The sequence below is a fragment of the Pseudomonas sp. GW823-FHT06E10 genome (assembly GCF_058794995.1).
The window spans coordinates 1-20,204 of sequence record NZ_JBXAHJ010000005.1; the positions used below are offsets into that span (position 1 = coordinate 1).

At 61.8% G+C, this 20,204-nt stretch carries 17 protein-coding genes and 1 pseudogene; 11 read left to right on the forward strand and 7 right to left on the reverse strand.

The genetic code is table 11. The features are described 5' to 3' along the window. The first annotated feature begins 280 nt into the window (after positions 1-280). From AC1Q6Y_RS09725 to AC1Q6Y_RS09735, 3 genes are all read left to right on the forward strand, one after another. Positions 281-1,363 carry a BMP family ABC transporter substrate-binding protein gene (locus AC1Q6Y_RS09725; RefSeq protein ID WP_057712130.1) on the forward strand — a complete coding sequence of 361 codons (1,083 nt, stop codon included), beginning with the start codon at positions 281-283 and terminating at the stop codon, positions 1,361-1,363. A gap of 159 nt (positions 1,364-1,522) precedes the next feature. Continuing rightward, positions 1,523-2,488: an isopenicillin N synthase family dioxygenase gene (locus tag AC1Q6Y_RS09730; protein ID WP_492624482.1), complete on the forward strand. Its 966-nt coding sequence runs from the start codon at positions 1,523-1,525 to the stop codon at positions 2,486-2,488. Between the two features lie 82 nt (positions 2,489-2,570). Further along, the gene (locus AC1Q6Y_RS09735; RefSeq protein ID WP_007996475.1) at positions 2,571-3,524 is read left to right on the forward strand and encodes an adenosine deaminase; all 954 of its coding nucleotides are present in this window, start codon (positions 2,571-2,573) and stop codon (positions 3,522-3,524) included. Between the two features lie 101 nt (positions 3,525-3,625). Here AC1Q6Y_RS09735 and AC1Q6Y_RS09740 read toward each other — a convergent pair whose 3' ends face one another. Together AC1Q6Y_RS09740 and vimR are read right to left on the reverse strand one after the other, a co-directional pair. After that, the gene (locus AC1Q6Y_RS09740) at positions 3,626-4,360 is read right to left on the reverse strand and encodes a helix-turn-helix domain-containing protein (protein ID WP_057712132.1); all 735 of its coding nucleotides are present in this window, start codon (positions 4,358-4,360) and stop codon (positions 3,626-3,628) included. 315 nt (positions 4,361-4,675) lie between these two features. Next, entirely contained in the window at positions 4,676-5,605 is a 930-nt protein-coding gene (gene vimR / locus AC1Q6Y_RS09745) for a transcription regulator VimR (RefSeq protein ID WP_057716524.1), read from the reverse strand. A 125-nt stretch (positions 5,606-5,730) separates the two neighbouring features. Between vimR and AC1Q6Y_RS09750 the strand changes: the two genes are divergently transcribed. Beyond that, the gene (locus AC1Q6Y_RS09750) at positions 5,731-6,744 is read left to right on the forward strand and encodes a zinc-binding alcohol dehydrogenase family protein (RefSeq protein ID WP_057712133.1); all 1,014 of its coding nucleotides are present in this window, start codon (positions 5,731-5,733) and stop codon (positions 6,742-6,744) included. Between the two features lie 418 nt (positions 6,745-7,162). On the opposite strand, the gene AC1Q6Y_RS09755 is transcribed toward AC1Q6Y_RS09750, so the two are convergent. Both AC1Q6Y_RS09755 and AC1Q6Y_RS09760 read right to left on the reverse strand, forming a co-directional pair. Beyond that, positions 7,163-8,359 (reverse strand): multidrug effflux MFS transporter, encoded by a 1,197-nt coding sequence (locus tag AC1Q6Y_RS09755; RefSeq protein ID WP_492624483.1) that lies wholly within the window; start codon positions 8,357-8,359, stop codon positions 7,163-7,165. A 90-nt stretch (positions 8,360-8,449) separates the two neighbouring features. After that, positions 8,450-8,647, reverse strand: a complete 198-nt coding sequence (locus AC1Q6Y_RS09760; RefSeq protein ID WP_057712135.1) for a heavy-metal-associated domain-containing protein — start codon at positions 8,645-8,647, stop codon at positions 8,450-8,452. Between the two features lie 149 nt (positions 8,648-8,796). Between AC1Q6Y_RS09760 and AC1Q6Y_RS09765 the strand changes: the two genes are divergently transcribed. The 3 genes from AC1Q6Y_RS09765 (at position 8,797) to cueR (ending at position 12,177) form a co-directional block, all read left to right on the forward strand. Then, positions 8,797-9,180 carry a hypothetical protein gene (locus AC1Q6Y_RS09765; RefSeq protein ID WP_057712136.1) on the forward strand — a complete coding sequence of 128 codons (384 nt, stop codon included), beginning with the start codon at positions 8,797-8,799 and terminating at the stop codon, positions 9,178-9,180. Positions 9,181-9,373: 193 nt separating this feature from the next. Beyond that, the gene (locus tag AC1Q6Y_RS09770; RefSeq protein WP_492624484.1) at positions 9,374-11,767 is read left to right on the forward strand and encodes a heavy metal translocating P-type ATPase; all 2,394 of its coding nucleotides are present in this window, start codon (positions 9,374-9,376) and stop codon (positions 11,765-11,767) included. Beyond that, the gene (cueR, locus tag AC1Q6Y_RS09775; RefSeq protein ID WP_102672585.1) at positions 11,764-12,177 is read left to right on the forward strand and encodes a Cu(I)-responsive transcriptional regulator; all 414 of its coding nucleotides are present in this window, start codon (positions 11,764-11,766) and stop codon (positions 12,175-12,177) included. The genes AC1Q6Y_RS09770 and cueR overlap by 4 nt, the downstream gene beginning before the upstream one ends. Before the next feature lie 165 nt (positions 12,178-12,342). Here the strand turns inward: cueR and AC1Q6Y_RS09780 are convergent, their stop codons facing one another. Next, complete coding sequence (locus AC1Q6Y_RS09780) at positions 12,343-13,236, reverse strand: PA4780 family RIO1-like protein kinase (protein WP_046043760.1); 894 nt, start codon at positions 13,234-13,236, stop codon at positions 12,343-12,345. A 445-nt stretch (positions 13,237-13,681) separates the two neighbouring features. On the opposite strand from AC1Q6Y_RS09780, the pseudogene AC1Q6Y_RS09785 reads away from it, so the two are divergent. Continuing rightward, positions 13,682-14,770 (forward strand): annotated as a pseudogene (locus AC1Q6Y_RS09785) (cache domain-containing protein); the annotation flags it as partial. 129 nt (positions 14,771-14,899) lie between these two features. Continuing rightward, entirely contained in the window at positions 14,900-15,628 is a 729-nt protein-coding gene (locus tag AC1Q6Y_RS09790) for a methyl-accepting chemotaxis protein (RefSeq protein WP_371317838.1), read from the forward strand. Between the two features lie 257 nt (positions 15,629-15,885). On the opposite strand, the gene AC1Q6Y_RS09795 is transcribed toward AC1Q6Y_RS09790, so the two are convergent. Next, a complete protein-coding gene (locus AC1Q6Y_RS09795) occupies positions 15,886-17,163 on the reverse strand; it encodes an acetyl-CoA C-acetyltransferase (RefSeq protein ID WP_090452946.1) in 1,278 nt (425 codons plus the stop codon). 223 nt (positions 17,164-17,386) lie between these two features. Between AC1Q6Y_RS09795 and AC1Q6Y_RS09800 the strand changes: the two genes are divergently transcribed. Continuing rightward, positions 17,387-18,739 carry a 3-oxoacyl-ACP reductase gene (locus AC1Q6Y_RS09800; RefSeq protein ID WP_492624485.1) on the forward strand — a complete coding sequence of 451 codons (1,353 nt, stop codon included), beginning with the start codon at positions 17,387-17,389 and terminating at the stop codon, positions 18,737-18,739. Between the two features lie 2 nt (positions 18,740-18,741). Beyond that, positions 18,742-19,596 carry a MaoC family dehydratase gene (locus tag AC1Q6Y_RS09805; protein ID WP_223502799.1) on the forward strand — a complete coding sequence of 285 codons (855 nt, stop codon included), beginning with the start codon at positions 18,742-18,744 and terminating at the stop codon, positions 19,594-19,596. A 58-nt stretch (positions 19,597-19,654) separates the two neighbouring features. Here AC1Q6Y_RS09805 and AC1Q6Y_RS09810 read toward each other — a convergent pair whose 3' ends face one another. Then, positions 19,655-20,011 (reverse strand): DUF6124 family protein, encoded by a 357-nt coding sequence (locus AC1Q6Y_RS09810; protein ID WP_492624486.1) that lies wholly within the window; start codon positions 20,009-20,011, stop codon positions 19,655-19,657. Positions 20,012-20,204: the final 193 nt, after the last annotated feature.

The window sequence follows — 20,204 nt, forward strand, 5'->3', positions numbered from 1 at the left end:
CCCCCCCCCCCCCCCCCCCCCCCCCCCCCCCCCCCCCCCCCCCCCCCCCCCCCCCCCCCCCCCCCCCCGCTCCCACATTGGTTTTGTGGATTGGCGCACCAGTGGGTGGCAGCTGTGCAAGGACACGCACTGTTATCGGACTTAAAGGACCTGTCGCGATCCTGCTCGCGATGGCATCACCGTGGATTCCAATTTTGTTGTCTTGTTGGTCAGCAACTTGCATTGCCCTGTGCAAGCCCGAGAGCCCAGCCAACCTCACAACAAAATGGAGTTTCAATTCATGCACAAACGCCCGTTGAAGAAGCTGCTTTGCGCCGTTGCGGCGGCCATTGGTTTGAGCGCCAGCCTGACCGCCGTAGCCGCCGATCCGCTGAAAGTCGGCTTCGTCTATATCGGTCCGATCGGTGACCACGGCTGGACGTATCAGCATGAACAGGGGCGCAAGGAACTCGCGGAAAAATTCGGCTCGCAGATCACCACCAACTACGTGGAAAACGTCGCCGAAGGCGCCGACGCCGAGCGGGTGATCCGCAACATGGCCAAGGACAAATACGACCTGATCTTCACCACCTCCTTCGGCTACATGAACCCGACGGTGAAAGTTGCCAAACAGTTTCCCAAGGTGACCTTCGAACACGCCACCGGCTACAAGCAGGACAAGAACCTCGGCACTTACCTGGCGCGCACTTACGAGGGCCGCTACGTCGGCGGCTTCCTCGCGGCGAAGATGACCAAGACCAAGAAGGTCGGCTACGTCGCCTCCTTCCCGATCCCGGAAGTGATCCGCGACATCAACGCCATCCAGTTGGCCCTGAACAAATACAATCCCGGCACCGAGATCAAGGTGGTGTGGGTCAACTCATGGTTCGATCCGGGCAAGGAAGCGGACGCCGCCAACGCGTTGATCGATCAGGGCGTGGACGTGGTGTTCCAGCACACCGACAGCCCCGCGCCGATCCAGGCCGCCGAACGTCGCGGCGTGTATGCCGTGGGCTACGCTTCGGACATGGCGCACTTCGGGCCGAAAGCGGTGCTGACCTCCATCGTCAATGACTGGGGGCCGCACTACGTTCAAGCAACCCAAAGCGTGCTCGACCATGACTGGAAATCCCGGGACTACTGGGGCGGTTTGAAGGAGGGCACCGTTGAGCTGCCGATCAGTGACCTGGTACCGGCGACGGTGAAGAGCGAAGCCGAGCAGCTCATCGCCGACATCAAGAGCGGTGCGCTGCAACTGTTCACCGGGCCGATCAAGGATCAGGCCGGGGTCGAGAAAATCCCGGCGGGCGAGAGTGCGACCACGGCGGAACTGGCGTCGATGAATTACTACGTGGAAGGCATGAAGGCCGAGATTCCGAAGTAATTCTCCAATGCTGAAACACCGTCCCTGTGGGAGCGAGCTTGCTCGCGATGGCGGACTTTCAGTCAGCAAAGATGTTTGTTGTGCTGGCCTCATCGCGAGCAAGCTCGCTCCCACAGGGTTCTTCAGTGTTTTCCAGTCTGCGTTTTTTCAGGACAATCCATGAACAGCCTCCCCATCATCGACATCACCCCGCTCTACAGCGACGATCCATCCGCCTGGCCAGCGGTGGCCGAACAAATCGACCTCGCCTGCCGCGAGTGGGGTTTCTTCTACATCAAGGGCCATCCGATCAGCACTGAGCGGATCGACGGACTACTCGACAGCGCCAAACGCTTCTTCGGCCAACCTACCGCCGAAAAGCTCAAGATCGACATCACCCAGACCCGTCACCATCGCGGTTACGGCGCCATTGCCACCGAGCAATTGGACCCGAGCAAACCCAGCGACCTCAAAGAAACCTTCGACATGGGCCTGCACCTGCCGGCCGAGCACCCTGACGTACTGGCGGAAAAACCCCTGCGCGGCCCCAATCGCCATCCGTCCATACCCGGCTGGGAAGCGCTGATGGAGCAGCACTACGTCGACATGCAAGACCTCGCGCAAACGCTGTTGCGGGCAATGACCATCGCGCTGGGGATTGAGCGTGATTTCTTCGACGCGCGCTTCAATGAGCCGGTCAGCGTGCTGCGGATGATCCATTACCCGCCGCGCCACACCGCCAGTTCCGAAGAGCAACAAGGTGCCGGCGCGCACACCGACTACGGCTGCATCACCCTGCTCTATCAGGACGCCGCCGGTGGCTTGCAAGTACGCAACGTCAAAGGCGAATGGATCGACGCGCCGCCGATCGAAGGTACGTTCGTGGTCAACCTCGGCGACATGATGGCGCGCTGGAGCAACGACCGTTACCTGTCGACGCCGCACCGGGTGATCAGCCCCCAGGGCGTGGATCGTTATTCGATGCCGTTCTTCGCCGAGCCGCACCCGGATACCCGCATCGAATGCCTGCCCGGATGTCAGGACACATTGCATCCGGCGAAATACCCGGCCACCACCTGCGCCGAGTTCCTGCTCTCGCGCTTCGCCGATACCTACGCTTATCGACGGGAACAGGAAGCGGTGTGATCAACCGCCTGGTCAGGTTTTACCAATTGTTGCGGCAACCCTCTGTAGAATGGCGACCATTGCACCTGATGAGAAAAGAATTATGTACGACTGGCTGAACGCCCTGCCCAAGGCAGAATTGCACCTGCACCTGGAAGGCTCGCTGGAGCCGGAGCTGTTGTTCGCCCTGGCCGAGCGCAACAAGATTGCCTTGCCATGGAACGACGTCGAAACCTTGCGCAAGGCGTATGCCTTCAACAACCTGCAGGAGTTCCTCGATCTGTATTACCGGGGTGCCGATGTGCTGCGCACGTCCCAGGACTTCTATGACCTGACCTGGGCGTACCTGCTGCGCTGCAAAGAGCAGAACGTGATTCACACCGAACCGTTCTTCGACCCGCAGACCCACACCGACCGTGGCATCCCGTTCGAAGTGGTGCTCAACGGCATCGCCGCCGCGCTCAAGGATGGTGAACAGCAACTGGGCATCACCAGTGGTTTGATCCTGAGCTTCCTGCGCCATCTGAGCGAAGACGAAGCCCAGAAAACCCTCGATCAGGCGCTGCCGTTCCGCGATGCGTTCGTCGCCGTGGGCCTGGACAGCTCCGAGATGGGCCACCCGCCGAGCAAGTTCCAGCGCGTGTTCGACCGTGCCCGCCACGAAGGCTTCCTGACCGTCGCCCACGCCGGTGAAGAAGGCCCGCCCGAGTACATCTGGGAAGCCATCGACCTGCTGAAAATCCAGCGCATCGACCATGGCGTGCGCGCCATCGAAGACGAGCGCCTGATGCAGCGAATCATCGACGAGCAGATCCCGCTGACCGTGTGCCCGTTGTCGAACACCAAGCTTTGCGTGTTCGATCACATGTCGCAGCACAACATTCTCGACATGCTGGAACGCGGCGTGAAAGTGACCGTGAACTCCGATGACCCGGCGTATTTCGGCGGTTATGTCACCGAGAACTTCCATGCGTTGCACACCCATCTGGGCATGACCCAGGATCAGGCCAAGCGCCTGGCGCAGAACAGTCTCGATGCACGGTTGGTAAAACCCTAAAGGCAAACGCAAACCTTGCAGGAGCTGGCTTGCCAGCGATAAGGCCATCACCTCCAGTATTGATGCTGGATGAGAGGCCGCCATCGCCGGCAAGCCGGCTCCTACAACGCCATTTCCAGTTCGGACTCACTGGCAAAGCGATGAATTTCCCGTTGCCCGGAGGCCGTCACCTGCAAGGTTCGGGAATCGTTGGGCAGGCTCAACCACCCCGACTGCATGAACAGCTGCAACAATGCCGCGCCCAGCGAGCCGCCCATGTGCGGGCGCCTTTCGCTCCAGTCGGGGCAGGCGCAGGCAACCCTGCCGTTGTGATGGGCCAGCGCCTGGATGAACACTCCCCGTGCCGCCAACTCTGTCGCACCCTTGAGCGTGACCGTGACCCGCTGATCAAAGTGTTCGATCCAGCCCGCCTCCAGCAGCCGCTGATACAGATCGGCGGACAGGGTGCCCCCCAAATGATCGTCGCACAGTCGGGCACTCAACAATGGTGACCGCACCACCCGGGGCTTGACCAGAGGTGCATTGCGCTTGAATACGTCCGGAATATCCTGGGGTGCGCTGGCGAAGGTCGCGCTGGCCAGTGCTTCGATTGCCGCTCCGACCTCGGGAGCGGCCAGGCGGAAGAAGCGTTTGCGGCCGCGGTTTTCAACCTTCAGCAGACCTCCGGCGGACAGACGGCCCAAGTGTGCACTGGCCGACGACGATGACAGGCCGGCCAGCAATGCCAACTCTTCGGTTGCTCGCGCCGAACCATCCATCAAGGCCCACATCATTGCGCTGCGCTTTGGGTCAGCCAGCAACGTGGCGATCTGGCTGATGCAAGGTGCATGTTCCATGTATTCACTCCCTGTTGAATCGTTTCGTCTACTGCCCAGAGAAATCTTGACCAGTAATGTGTCGTCGGCCAATCCGTGGAAACTGCCATAAGCCCGGCAACGCCTTGCTCAACCATTTGCGCTGCCCGGCCGATGCTGCGAAGGCCAGAAGGATGACCGTGCAGCCGGGCCGACTCGAACGTGGACCCACCATTGGGGATCGACGCTACTTACATGATGAGGGCGCTAGTATATGCGGGTTGGTCGGCGGATCCTTTCCTCCACCCGGCGTAGGTGGTGATCGTTCCTGAGGGAAATTTCTCTTTTTTCGTGCGACTAATGATCGATTTCCGAAAAGCCTGGAAATTGACTGCTCAAAAGGGCGCATCGTCTGGCAAGCATTTCACGCAACAGGTTCACCGGCTTACTCAATTGTGCGCGATGGGCGCACAACAGATTCAACGGTGCGCGCTCACAGAGCAGCTCCGGCATCAGCACCTTCAAGCGGCCGGCCAGTACATCGGCGGCCACATCGAGCCAGGATTTGTAAGCGATCCCGGCACCTGCCACGGCCCATAGGCGCACGACATCGGCATCGTCGCTGAAACGATCGCCGCTGACGGTCAGGCTGACTTCGCGTTTGCCGTCGTGAAAACTCCAGTGATCGTGGACCCGGCTGCCGAGCATGTACAACAGGCAATTGTGCTGTGCCAGTTGCTCCAGCTGCCGCGGCTCGCCATGCCGGGCCAGATAGCCGGGAGCGGCGCACAAAACCCGTCGGTTCTGCGGGGCGATGGGCAGCGCCACCAGGCTGGAGTCCTCCGGTTCACCGTAGCGCAGGGCAATGTCTACCGGTTGGCGAAACAGGTCGGCGATGCGGTCCCCCAGCAGCAGGCGCACGGTGAGTTTCGGATGCTCGCGTTGAAACTCGTCGAGCCAGGGCAGCAGCAGGTTGCGGCCAAAGTCCGATGGCGCCGACAGTTGCAGCACCCCGCTGACCTGGTCCTGACCACTGGCCAGCAATCGCCGGCCCTCGTCGAGATTGCTCAGGGCCGCGCGGGCGTATTCAAGAAAGCCCTCGCCTTCGGCGGTCAGGCGCAGGCTGCGGGTAGAACGGGCCAGTAAACGGGCGCCGAGTTGCTGTTCGATGCGCTTGAGCGCCGCACTGGCCACCGCCGCCGACATGTCCATGCCCCGCGCGGCGGCGGACAGGCTGCCCAGGTCCGCCGCCCGGACAAACAACTGCAAGTCATCGAAACGCAGCATCAAGAACACCGATTATCAAAAAAATATTGAAAGAGACTGCTCTTTTAGCCGGTTTTATCTTCAGGAGAAATAGCCAATCATCTGCCCCATCGTATCCCTTCTTTATTAGTGTTCAGGAGCCGCCCATGAAAGCCATTGCCTACTACGCCTCGTTGCCGATCAGCGACAACAAGGCTCTGCAAGACATCGAGCTGCCAGAGCCGGTTGCCGGCCCCCGCGACTTGCTCGTGGAAGTCAAAGCCATCTCGGTCAACCCGGTGGACACCAAGGTGCGCCAGAACGTCCAGCCCGAAGGCGGCGCGGCCAAAGTGCTGGGTTGGGACGTGGCCGGTGTGGTCAAGGCCGTGGGCAGTGAGGTGACGCTGTTCTCGGTCGGCGACCAGGTGTTTTACGCCGGCTCCATCGCGCGGGCTGGCGGCAACAGCGAGTTGCATGTGGTGGACGAACGCATCGTCGGCCACATGCCCAAGACCCTCGGATTCGCCGAAGCCGCTGCCCTGCCGCTTACCGCGATCACGGCCTGGGAACTGTTGTTCGAGCGCCTGCAAGTGCGCGAAGGCAAAACCGATGAAGGCCAGAGCCTGTTGATCGTCGGCGCGGCAGGTGGCGTGGGCTCGATTCTTACGCAGCTCGCTCACCAACTGACGGCCCTGAAAGTCATCGGCACCGCTTCGCGTGCGCAAACCCAAAGCTGGGTGAAGGAGTTGGGCGCTGACCTGGTGATCGACCATGGCCAGCCACTGAGCGAAGCACTCAAGCGTGCCGGTGTGGACCAGGTTACCCACGTCGCCAGCCTGACCCAGACCGACCAGCATCTGGACCAATTGGTGGAGGCATTGGCGCCCCAAGGCAAACTGGCGCTGATCGATGACCCCAAGTCGCTGGACGTGACCAAGCTCAAGCGCAAGAGCCTGTCACTGCACTGGGAGTTCATGTACACCCGTTCGCTGTTTGAAACCGCGGACATGATCGAACAGCACAACCTGCTCAATCGCGTCGCCTGGCTGATCGATGCCGGGACACTGAAAACCACGATGGGGGAACACTTCGGCACGATCAACGCGGCCAATCTGCGCCGTGCCCATGCCCTACTGGAAAGCGGCAAAGCCAAGGGCAAGATTGTATTGGAAGGGTTCTGAAGCGCTGAAAAAACCGCCACTGATTTCATCGCTTTCTGCTGTTTTCCGTCTGCGACCGGGACGCTCCGGTCGCGGACAACCTCTGTGGGCGCCCTCGAAAAGTCGTGTTTTTTTTAGTTACAAACCGTCAGTCAGACAGTTGATCCTTGTCACAATGGTGACCGTGTACGGGACTACAATCGAATCTCCTGCGAGGCATTCTTTTGCGTAACGTCTTTTACGAGAGGTGATCAGCTGTGAAGATCCTGATAAAAGAACTGGCAAAATCCCAGTGGCAAGTCCGTCTTGACCAACATGCTGTGACGTTCCGCAGCGAAGCAGAAGCTCGCGCTTTCACGCGTACCCTTGAAGCCCGCATCCAGGCCCCTCACCCGATTCCCGTCCTCCTCACGCAGCGCGCAGCCGGCTGACTCCGGCCTCAAACCCGGGCTTGCGCCAGCGCCCGGGCATTTTGCAAACGCCGGGTGAGCACCGCCGCGCTCACCACCAGAATTCCACACAGGCTGATGACCATGGCCATCGGCACGGCGCTGCCGTCGTGCAACACGCCCACCAGCGCAGAGGCGCCGGCAGCCACGCTGAATTGCAGGCAACCGAGCAGCGCCGACGCGCTGCCGGCCCGTGCGCCCTGCCCGCTCATCGCACAAGCCGCCGCGTTGGGGCTGATGCAACCGAGGCTGGCGATACAGATGAACAATGGAATCAGCAGCGGCCACAATTGTGCCGTGTGCAGAGAGCTGACAGCGAGCAGGGTCAAACCGGCCGCCAGATAAACCCACACCGCGCGCGCCAGCAAAAACATCGGGCCACGTTTGGCCAGTAACCGCGCGTTGACCTGCGCCACCAGAATGAAGCCCGCCGCATTGATGCCGAACAGCCAGCCGAAATGCTCGGCCGCAACGCCGTAGAGCTTGATGAAGATGAAGGGCGAACCGGCGATGTAGGCAAACATCCCGGCGATGGCGATGCCCCCGGTCAAGGCATGGCCAAGAAATATGGGGTCGGCCAGCAACCGACCGTACTGACGCAGCGCACCCGACAGCGGTTGACGCGGTATGTGGGCCGGCAAGCTTTCCGGCAAGCCCGTCGCAACCGCCAGCCCCGCCAGCGCACTGAAACCGGTCAAGGCCAGAAAAATCGACTGCCAGCCTGTCGTGTTGACCAACAACCCACCCAGCAATGGCGCAAGGATGGGAGCAAGTCCCATCACCAGCATCAGTTGCGAAAAGACTTTCGCCGACCCCACCGCATCACACTTGTCGCTGACCACCGCCCGGGAAATCACCATCCCCGCGCAACCGCCCAACGCCTGGATGAAACGCGCGCCGATCAGCCATTCCAGGTTCGGTGCATAGGCGCACGCCACGGAAGCAACGGTGAACAAACCGACACCGATGAGCAACGGAATGCGTCGCCCGAAACGATCCGCCACCGGACCATAGGCCAACTGACCGATGGACAAGCCGAGGAAGTAGGCCGCCAACGTCATCTGGACGTGATTTTCGTCCGTGCCGAAAGCCATGGCCATGGCCGGGAAGGCCGGCAGGTAGAAATCGATCGCCAGCGGACCGAAAGCGCTCAAGGCGCCGAGAATCAGAATGGTACGGAAGTTCATCAGGCATCCAGTGGGGCAGAAGTCGGCAGCCCGACAGTCTAGCCGCGCACGGACGCCTTGAACATTCCGGTAGCTCGCTAACTATCAAATTCAGGCCAGTTTGACGCCGTAACCCTCTTCGCTGATCGCCTCGATCACCTGCTCGGCGGTCAGCGCACTTTCGACACCGACCTCCCTGGCAGCCAGATCGACCCGCACACTGGCTGCCGGGTCTTTGGCCTGGAGCGCCTGGGTGATGGCTTTGACACAGTGACCACAAGACATGCCTTCGACGTTGAACACTTGCATGGGATGACTCCTTTTTCCGAGGGTTGACCCCAGTTTCGAGCTTGCCACCATGGCAAGGTCAAGTTCTGAAGTGAGCTGCCGGGCTGGCAATCGGCGCGACGCTCGGCCAAGCTGCGTCCATCAATGACTCGAACTCAGGAGATTCAGCCATGCGCTGGTCAGTTTTCAGCCTGTTTGGCTTTCTCAGCCTTTTCGCCGCCGTGCCTTCGGCCAATGCTGCCAGTCAGGATTATGGCGTGCTGATCATTTCCCGCGAGCGCCTGGAAGTCGCGACCAGTTGCGAAATCGGCGTGTACATCCAGGATCAACTGGCGGCGCGGCTGTTTCAGGAACAGAGCACCTCGTTCAACCTGCCGCCGGGCATCGTCTCGCTACGCCTGAAACTGCTGCCGGGCCAGATGCCGGGTTGCAATCCGGGCATGCTCGCGCCGGGTTCGCAGGATATCCAGCTCAAGGCTGGCGATGTGCTCAAGTACCGGATCGCGATGACGCAGGAAGGGATGTACCTCAAGCGCGCCGGTCTCGGCTACTGACATCTATACCCCCTGTGGGAGCGAGCTTGCTCGCGATTAGGCCGTTACATTAAACAACTCTGTTGACCGGTACTCCGCCATCGCGAGCAAGCTCGCTCCCACAGGGGATCAGCGGCACGTTTAAGATTGGCGCTTGACCTTGCCAGCATGGCAAGGTTGATCCTGTGGTCATCTACTACAGGGAGTGCGACCGATGTCCGAATCCACCACGTTCGACCTGCCGATTGCCGGCATGACCTGCGCCAGTTGCGCCGGGCGGGTCGAGCGCGCCTTGAGCAAAGTCATTGGCGCCAGTGCCGTCAGCGTCAACCTCGCCACTGAGCAGGCGCGGGTCCAGGCACCCGGCGACAGCTTGCCGGCCTTGATAGATGCCGTGGCCAAGGCCGGCTACAGCGTGCCGCAACAGAGCCTGGAATTGAGCATCGACGGCATGACCTGCGCATCCTGCATCGGTCGCGTCGAGCGTGCGCTGGGCAAGGTGGCCGGAGTGAAAAGCGTCAGCGTCAACCTGGCCAACGAACGCGCCCACCTTGAACTGCTTGGCCAGATCGATCCGCAGACCTTGATCGCCGCTGTGACAAAGGCAGGCTACAGCGCCAGCGTCTGGGAAGCCGAACACCCGCCAACCGACAATCAGCAACAGCGCCTGCACCGCGAACGCCTGGCCTTGATCATCGCCATTGCCCTCGCCTTGCCGCTGGTATTGCCGATGCTGCTACAGCCATTCGGCGTGCACTGGATGCTCCCGGCCTGGGCGCAATTCGCCTTGGCCACGCCCGTGCAATTCATTTTCGGCGCACGGTTTTACGTCGCCGCCTGGAAAGCCGTGCGCGCGGGGGCCGGCAACATGGATTTGCTGGTCGCCCTGGGCACCAGCGCCGGGTATGGCTTGAGCCTGTATGAATGGGCCACCGCCGCCGGGCGCATGCCACATCTGTATTTCGAAGCCTCGGCGGTGGTGATCGCCCTGGTGCTGCTGGGCAAGTACCTGGAAAGCCGCGCCAAGCGCCAGACTGCCAGCGCCATTCGAGCCCTCGAAGCCTTGCGTCCGGAACGGGCGATTCGGGTGACCGATGGTCACGAGCAAGACGTCGCCATCAGCGCCCTGCGCCTCAATGACCTGGTGATGGTCAAACCCGGCGAACGCTTCCCGGTGGATGGCGAAGTGGTTGAAGGCCAGAGCCACGCCGACGAAGCCCTGATCAGCGGCGAGAGTCTGCCAGTGCCCAAGCAGCCCGGCGACAAGGTCACCGGCGGCGCGATCAACGGTGAAGGCCGGTTGCTGGTGCGTACCCAGGCCCTCGGTGCGGAAACCGTGCTGGCGCGGATCATCCGTCTGGTGGAAGACGCCCAGGCCGCAAAAGCGCCGATCCAGAAACTGGTGGATAAAGTCAGTCAGGTGTTCGTGCCCACCGTTCTGCTGATTGCCCTGGCCACCCTGATCGGCTGGTGGCTGTATGGCGCGCCGATGGAAACCGCGCTGATCAACGCCGTGGCGGTGCTGGTGATCGCCTGCCCGTGCGCCCTGGGCCTGGCCACGCCGACGGCGATCATGGCCGGCACCGGCGTGGCGGCACGCTATGGGATTCTGATCAAGGACGCCGAAGCACTGGAGCGTGCCCATGAAGTCAGCGCGGTGGTGTTCGACAAAACCGGCACCCTGACCTCCGGCGCCCCGCGCATTGCTCATCTGAGTGCCATCGACGGTAATGAGGCGAGCCTGCTGCAATTGGCCGGAGCCCTGCAACGCGGCAGTGAGCATCCGTTGGCCAAGGCTGTTCTGGATGCCTGCGCCGAGCGTGGACTGAAGGTGGCCGATGTCAGCGACAGCCAGTCCCTGACTGGTCGCGGCATCGCCGGCAGCCTCGAAGGGCGTCGCCTGGCGCTGGGCAATCGGCGTCTGCTGGAGGACAGCGGCTTGAGTGCCGGGCCGTTGGCCGACTCGGCGATCGCGTGGGAAAAAGAAGGCCGGACCTTGTCCTGGCTGATCGAACAATCCCCCGAACCCCACGTGCTGGGCCTGTTCGCCTTTGGTGACACCCTCAAGCCCGGCGCGCTGCAAGCGGTGCAACAACTGAGCGCACGAAACATCAGCAGCCATCTGCTGACCGGCGACAATCGTGGCAGCGCCAACGTGGTGGCCCAGGCCTTGGGCATCCACGATGTGCATGCCGAAGTGCTGCCGGCGGACAAAGCCGCCACGGTCGCCGCACTGAAACAGACCGGGGTGGTGGCGATGGTCGGTGACGGCATCAACGACGCCCCGGCACTGGCCGCCGCCGACATCGGCATCGCCATGGGTGGCGGCACCGACGTCGCCATGCACGCGGCCGGCATCACCCTGATGCGCGGCGATCCACGACTGGTGCCGGCCGCATTGGAGATCAGCCGCAAGACCTACGCCAAGATTCGGCAGAACCTGTTCTGGGCCTTCGTCTATAACCTGATCGGCATTCCGCTGGCCGTGTTTGGCGTGCTCAACCCGGTGTTGGCCGGTGCGGCCATGGCGTTGTCGAGCGTCAGCGTGGTGAGCAATGCGCTACTGTTGAAAACCTGGAAACCCAAGGACCTGGAGGACAACCGATGAACATCGGCCAAGCGGCCCGCCACAGCGGCCTGAGCGCAAAGATGATCCGTTATTACGAGTCCATCGGCCTGCTCAAGGCAGCCCATCGCACCGACAGCGGCTACCGGGTATACGGCGAAGACGACCTGCACACGCTGGCGTTCATCAAGCGCTCGCGGGACCTGGGGTTTTCCCTGGAAGAAGTCGGCAAATTGCTGACCCTCTGGCAAGACCGCCAACGCGCCAGCGCCGATGTTAAAGCGTTGGCCCGCCAGCACATTGATGAGTTGAACCAGAAGATCCGTGAACTCGGCCAGTTGCGCGACACCTTGCAGGACCTGGTTGAGCACTGTCAGGGCGATCATCGGCCGGATTGCCCGATTCTCAAGAATCTGGAATCGGGGTGTTGTGTCACCCCGGCCCCATCGTGATTGCAGGTCACCGCAAAACCTGTGGGAGCGAGCTTGCTCGCGATAGCGGTGTATCTGACACATCAATGTTGGATGTGCCGACGTCATCGCGAGCAGGCTCGCTCCTACAAGGGATTTGGATGGCACACAAAAAACCCGGCCGAAGCCGGGTTTTTCTTTAACCGATCACTGCATCCACGGTGGAGGCGGTTCTTCGGTCTTGCCCGGCGGCGCATCGTCCGCCGCGCGTACGGCTTGCTTGCGCTCTTCATCCAGGCGCGCGGCCTCGATCTCGCGCATGATTCCGCCCACGTCGGCCAGCTCTTCCGTGTCGGCGAACTCGCCGGTCAGGACACTGGCCGGGTGCAAGGTGCCAGCCTCGTACAAGGCCCACATTTCCTTGGCGTATTTGGTCTTCTTCAACTCCGGCGCAAACCGCCCGAAGTAGGACGCCATGTTGCCCACGTCCCGCTCCAGCATGCTGAACGCGTGGTTGTTGCCAGCCGCATCCACCGCTTGCGGCAGGTCGATAATCACCGGGCCGGTCGGCGTCAGCAGCACGTTGAACTCCGACAGGTCGCCGTGCACCAGACCGGTACACAACATCAGCACGATCTGCGAAATCAGGAACGCGTGATACTCGCGCGCCTGGTCCGGTTCCAGCACCACATCGTTCAGGCGCGGCGCGGCATCGCCGTACTCGTCGGCCACCAGCTCCATGAGCAGCACGCCTTCGAGGAAGTCGAACGGCTTGGGCACCCGCACACCGGCACTGGCCAGACGGAACAGCGCCGCCACTTCGGCGTTCTGCCAGGCGTCCTCGGTTTCCTTGCGGCCAAACTTGGAGCCCTTGGCCATCGCACGGGCCTGACGGCTGTTGCGCACCTTGCGGCCTTCCTGGTACTCGGCCGCCTGACGGAAACTGCGTTTATTCGCCTCCTTGTAAACCTTCGCGCAACGCAACTCGTTGCCGCAGCGCACCACATAAACAGCTGCTTCTTTACCACTCATGAGTGGGCGCAGCACCTCGTCGACCAGACCGTCCTCGATCAGGGGTTCAATGCGTTTTGGAGTCTTCATCAGCTTTTATTGTGGGTCCTTTATTACCAAACACGCGAAAGTCATTCGTTATACGGCAATCCACTCACGGGGGGGAGGGGTTGCCGACTTATGAACATTGCAGATGCACACAATGTACCGTTCTCATCAGGTAAAACCGACGACCGCCATGGTCGTTCCAGATCATAGCCGAGCCTGCCTCACTTGTTGTGCAGAGGCATTGAGGGCAATTGCGACAGAAGCTGACACCACAGTTCATGCCTTCCGTAGGATTTTTCCCAACAGACCTCAATTTCCTCCGACAACAGCCGAAGTCCTAAGTGACAAAGTGATTTGTCCGACAATCGCTCCCCCAATAATAGCGATGCCGCACTCAAGGACCCGGGTTGACCAAGAACGTTTACGGCTGCCAATAAACCGCGAGTCATCTGCACTGCGTGGGCCTACAAGAAAATCTGGAGCGCGGATGAACATCAAACAGAAGTTGACCTGGGCGTTTGCAATCATCGCCTGCCTGCCCGTGGTGCTGGTCGCCACCCTCGTTGTGCTGAACCTGCGCAGTGATGCCAGGGACGAATTCGTCGACGGCAGTGCCCGCGAGATTCGTCAGGTCAGCAACGCCATGCAATTGTTCTTTGACGGCATCAGCCAGAACGTCGATTACCTGGCCAAGCAGCCGCTGATCCGAAACTCCGACGACAGCCTCAAGACTTACATGGCCGCCAACGCCGAAAGCGTCCCTCAGGGGGAGGCTGACAAAAAAGTCTTCGCCCTGCTCCAGGATCTGGGCAACAGCCACCCTGCCTACGCCTATGCCATCCTCGGCACGGCGGCGGGCGGCTATGTGTCGTGGCCGGATGATCCTAAGCTGAATAACTACGACCCGCGCCAGCGCCCTTGGTACAAGGCCGCCCAGGCCAAACCGGGCAAGCCGTTTCGCACCGAGGCCTACTACTGGGCCCAGGATGACGCGACCTATGTCAGCACCGTGCGCACCATCGACAACAAGCTGGGCACCAACGGCGGCGTGGTCAGCATCGACGTGACGCTCAAGCAGCTCACCGAAATCGTCAAACAGATCAAGCTCGGTGAAACCGGCTACCTGATGCTGCTGGAAAACACCGGCATGGTCCTGGTGGACCCGAAACAACCGGATCACAACTTCAAACCACTGAACAGCCTTGGCGACGGCTACGCGCAATTGGCCAAGGCCGGCAAGGGCCTGGTGGAAGTGGAGCTGAACGGCGAGCACTACATGGCCAACGTCTGGCCGTCCGAACAACTGGGCTGGACCTTCATCGGCCTGATCAAACAGGACGACGTGATGAGCTCCGCGACCCAGTTGACCTGGTTGATCGCCATCATCGCCGCCGTCCTGGCCGTCATCTTCGCCATCGTCGGCGCCAGTTTTGCCAGCCTCATCGTGCGCCCGATCCGCAGCGTGGCCAGCGGCCTGGAAGGTATCGCCCAGGGCGAAGGCGACCTGACCCAGAACCTGCAAATCCGTGGCAACGATGAAACCGCGCAACTGGCCAACTGGTTCAACCAGTTCCTGACGGCGATTCGCAACCTGATCCAGAACATCGGCGGCGCGGCGGGCAAAATCCTCGCCACGTCCAAGAGTTCGACTCAGGTCTCCAGCGACATGGCCGAAGCCGCCGGACGCCAGCGTGAAGCGGTGGACATGGTCTCCACGGCGTTCCACGAAATGGTCGCCACCGCCAACGAAGTCGCGCGCTCTTGCAGCCAGGCGGCGGAGTCCGCCGACAGTGGCCAGCGCCAGGCGCGCGAAGGTCAGCAACAGATCGATGCGGCGGTGAACAGCGTGGATCGCCTGAGCCAGGAAATCGAACAGTCGGCCCAGTCGATGCAACAGCTCGAACGCGACAGCAACGACATCCAGTCGATCCTGGGGACCATCCGCTCGATCGCTGAACAGACCAACCTGCTGGCGCTGAACGCCGCGATCGAAGCGGCCCGGGCCGGTGAACAGGGACGCGGCTTTGCCGTGGTGGCTGACGAAGTGCGGGCTCTCGCCAAGCGCACGGCCGACTCCACGGCGGAAATCGACGGACTGCTGGGCAACCTGGCCAAACGCACCAGCCAAGTGACCCAACAGATGCACGCCAGCCTGGAAGTGTCCCAGCAATCGGTGACGCGCATCGGCGAGGCACGCAACAGCTTCGGGCAGATCCGCGAATCGGTGGACGTGATCCGCGACATGAACACCCAGATCGCCACGGCGGCGGAACAACAGCATCAGGTGGCTGAAGACATCAACCGGCACATCAGCCAGATCCATGGCGATGCGCAGTTGGTGGCGGAACTGGCCAACTCGGCCCGCCTGGACTCCCAGAGCCTGGCCGGGTTGTCCAATGAACTGGACGGGTTGGTGCGCAGGTTCCGTACCTGATCAACCGGCACACCCCATAACCCTGTGGGAGCGAGCTTGCTCGCGAAAGCGGTATGGCAGTCAACATTGATCTTGACGCTGATGGCCCCATCGCGAGCAAGCCCGCTCCCACAAGGTTTCGGTGTCGCTCACATAATCTGAGCCAGGCACAAAACCTGTGGGAGCGGGCTTGCTCGCGAAAGCGGTATGGCAGTCAACATTGATGTTGAAGCTGATGGCCCCATCGCGAGCAGGCTCGCTCCTACAATTGCGACTGTTCAACGTTCGATAATGGCGGTCACGCCCTGCCCGCCCGCCGCGCAAATCGAAATCAGCCCCCGCCCCTTGCCCGCCGCATCCAGCAACTTCGCCAGGTTGGCGACGATGCGCCCGCCCGTGGCGGCAAACGGATGCCCCGCCGCCAGTGAGCTGCCCTTGACGTTGAGCTTGCTGCGGTCGATCGAACCCAGCGCCGTATCGAGCCCGAGACGGGTTTTGCAGTACTCCGGATCCTCCCAGGCCTTCAAGGTGCACAGCACTTGCGCGGCGAAGGCTTCGTGGATTTCGTAGTAGTCGAAGTCCTGCAAGGTCAGGCCATTGCGCGCGAGCAAGCGCGGTACGGCGTAGACCGGCGCCATCAACAACCCTTCGGCACCGTTGACGAAATCCACCGCCGCCGCCTCACCGTCACGCCAGTAGGCCAGAATAGGTAACCCGCGTGCCTTGGCCCATTCCTCGCTGCCCAGCAGCACCAGTGACGCGCCATCGGTCAGTGGCGTGGAGTTGCCGGCGGTCAGGGTGCCCTTGGCGCTTTTCTCATAGGCCGGCTTGAGCGCGGCGAGCTTTTCCAGCGTGGAGTCCGGGCGCAGGTTGTTGTCGCGGGTCAGGCCCAGGAACGGTGTCATCAGGTCATTGTGCCAGCCCTCGGCGTAGGACGCCGCCAGTTTCTGATGGCTCTCAAGCGCCAATTGATCCTGTGCCTGGCGAGGGATGTTCCAGGTCTGGGCCATCAGCTCGCAATGCTGGCCCATGGACAACCCGGTACGCGGCTCGCCGTTGCGCGGGAATTCGGGGATCAGGTGTTTGGGACGCAATTGCAGGAAGGTTTTCAGTTTGTCGCCGGTGGTTTTCGCGCGGTTGGCTTGCAGGAGGATTTTGCGCAGGCCTTCGCTGACACTGATCGGCGCATCCGAGGTGGTGTCCACGCCACCGGCGATGCCGCAATCGATCTGGCCCAGGGCAATCTTGTTCGCCACCAGCAGTGCCGCTTCCAGCCCGGTGCCGCACGCCTGCTGGATGTCATAGGCCACAGTGGCGGGCGACAGTCGCGAACCCAGTACGCACTCGCGCGTGAGGTTCATGTCTCGCGACAACTTGAGCACCGCCCCGGCGACCACTTCACCAATGCGCTGGCCGTGCAGGTTGTAACGTTCGATCAGGCCTTCGAGGGCGGCGGTGAGCATCACCTGGTTACTGGCAGTGGCATAGGGGCCGTTGGAGCGGGCGAAGGGAATCCGGTTACCGCCGATGATCGCGACGCGGTGCAGTTGGGTCATGAAAAGCTCCTGATGAATGATCTGAACCGAACACAGCCCCCTGTGGGAGCGGGCTTGCTCGCGAAAGGGCCGGCACACTCAACATCGTTGTTGGCTGATACACCGCCATCGCGAGCAAGCTCGCTCCTACAATGTAACCAAGCGTAGGCCTTATCTCGTGGATCGAACGACTGATCGCCATTCATGGTCCACACTTTGATCCCCAGCTTTCGGAGCGTGTTCCATGTCTGACCGCTATATCGACTTCGCCAATTCGTCCATCGGCCATCGCCTGGTCGGCGCCCTGGGGTTGCCGACACCGACCAGACTGGAGCGCTGGCAAGCGGGCCGGTTGCGACCTGTAGAAGGCGCCCTGCTGATTGGAGGCGGGCCGTTGGCCGAACACGTCAGCGCTTTCGCCAACCGTCTGACCGACGCGATCTACAGCTACGGCACCGAGCCTTCGATGGTCACGGCCTGGATTCCCGGCCATGGACCGAAACTCAAGGCCGTGGTGTTCGACGCCAGTGACCTGCTGCACACCGATCAGCTCAAGCAACTTCGCGAGTTTTTCCAGCCGCTGATGAAAAACCTCGACCACTGTGCGCACCTGGTGATTCTCGGGCGCGATCCGCAAACCTTGCGCGACCCGTTCGCCGCCAGTGCCCAGCGTGCCCTGGAAGGTTTCAGCCGTTCACTGGCCAAGGAGTTACGCAGCGGTGGCACCCTGCAATTGATCTACGTCGGTGAAGGTGCCGAGGGGCAACTGGAAGGCCCGCTGCGGTTTTTCCTCTCACCGAAAAGCGCCTTCGTGTCCGGGCAGGTCATTCGCTTGAATCCGTGTTTGACGCCCGTCACCGACTGGACACGCCCGCTCGCCGGGCGCAAGGCACTGGTCACCGGTGCGGCGCGCGGTATCGGTGCCGCCATTGCAGAAACCCTGGCCCGCGATGGTGCCGACGTCATCCTGCTCGACGTGCCGCCGGCCAAAACCGATCTCGAAGCCCTCGCCGCGCGCCTCGGCGGGCGCACCATCACCCTCGACATCTGCGCCGAAGACGCCGCCGCGCAGTTGATTGAACAACTGCCCGACGGGCTCGACATCGTGGTGCACAACGCCGGCATCACCCGGGATAAAACCCTGGCCAACATGACCCCGGAATACTGGGACGCGGTGCTGGCGGTCAACCTCAATGCGCCGCAAGTGCTGACCAAAGCCCTGCTCGACAGCGGCGCCCTGCACGACAACGGCCGGGTGATCCTGCTGGCGTCCATCAGCGGCATCGCCGGCAATCGCGGGCAAACCAATTACGCGGCGAGCAAGGCTGGGTTGATCGGATTGGCGCAAGCCTGGGCGCCGCTACTCCACGAGCGCAGCATCAGCATCAACGCCGTGGCACCGGGCTTCATCGAAACGCAGATGACCGCGCACATTCCCTTCGGCCTGCGCGAAGCCGGACGCCGCATGAGTTCGCTTGGCCAGGGCGGCCTGCCCCAGGACGTCGCCGAGGCCGTGGCCTGGCTCGCGCAACCGGGCACCGGCGCGTTTACCGGGCAAGCGTTGCGCGTATGCGGGCAAAGCGTTCTGGGGGCTTAAGGATGATCACCGACTGGCACACACTCAACCGCGAACCCGGCCTGCCGGGATTGTACGCACGAGCGGCGACACGGCGAAAAATCACGGGCACCACCCTACCCGATTCGGGTTTGCGTTGCTGGGTCGAAGCCGATCCCAAGCGCCTGGCGGCTTATCGCAAGGTCTGTGGTTTCGCCGACAACGGCCTGCTGCCACCGACCTACCCGCACATCCTCGGGTTTGCCTTGCAGATGCAACTGCTCACGACCAGGGACTTCCCGTTCCCGCTACTGGGCCTGATTCACCTGAGCAATCGCGTTCGTGTACTGCGTCCCATGGGTGGAGTGAATCGGGTGTGCGTCAGCGTGCAAGTGCAGAACCTGCAACCCCACGCCAAAGGCGCGACGTTCGATCTGCTGACCACCCTCGACGATCAGTTGGGGCCGTTGTGGGAAGCGGAAAGCCGGATGCTCTGTCGCGGCGTCAAACTCGAAGGTGAACCGCTCGAAGAGAGCCTGGTATCCAGCCTGGCCCTGAGCGAAGTCGAGCACTGGAAAGCGCCTTCGGACATCGGCCGGCAATACGCCAAGGTGTCCGGCGACTACAACCCGATCCACCTGAGCGCGGCCAGCGCCCGACTCTTCGGCTTCCCGACCGCCATCGCCCATGGCCTGTGGAACAAGGCACGCACGTTGGCTGCGCTGGCCGGGCATCTGCCTGTAGCGAATGTCGAGATCGCGGTGCAGTTCAAGAAACCGGTACGGTTGCCCAGTGAGGTGACGTTACTGGCCAGTGCGCCAGGGCCGAGCGGGGATTTTCAGTTGGTGGGTGTTGGGGAGCTGGAGCATATGGTCGGGCATTGGCGGCCGGTTGCCTGAGAAAGCTGATACCTCGACGTGGCGAGGGCGCTGGCTCCTCGCCACAAAAGCTCCGCGGTTAGTTTTGCGGATCGAGATTATCCAGCGCCCGGTTCACCGCCAGCTCACCCAGCATGATCACCTGCGCAATCCCCAGCAGGGTGTTGCGCTGCGAGCCCTCCAGAAAACCTGCGAAATCACTCGCCATCACACTCGCCGACGCCAGCGACTCACAGGCGTGGGCCAGCAGGGTCTCGGTATCGATGTCCGGGGCGATGACGAACAGAGTGCTGGGTTTGTGAACGGCAGGTGGCTTGGGCGGATTGAGGTAGTGATCGAGGGCGCGGTCGGCGACTTCGTGGAGTTTATTTGAGTGAGGGGATTGGTAGGGGGAAACGTCGTCGGTTTCGGGGGGATTTGGGGTGGGTTTGAACATGGTGAAGCTCCATTCTTGGATTCGGAGTTCGCCATCACTGCGACCAAGCAGAAGGGTGGCGAACCGTACGCAGGTTGGTCGACCAGGGAATGGAAACCCGGCAGGGCCTAAGCCCTCCCACGCACAGCTCGCCATTAAGCAAGCACAAAAATGCCGCTCACGCGGCACTGTGCGCCATTCTAAACCCGGGCGA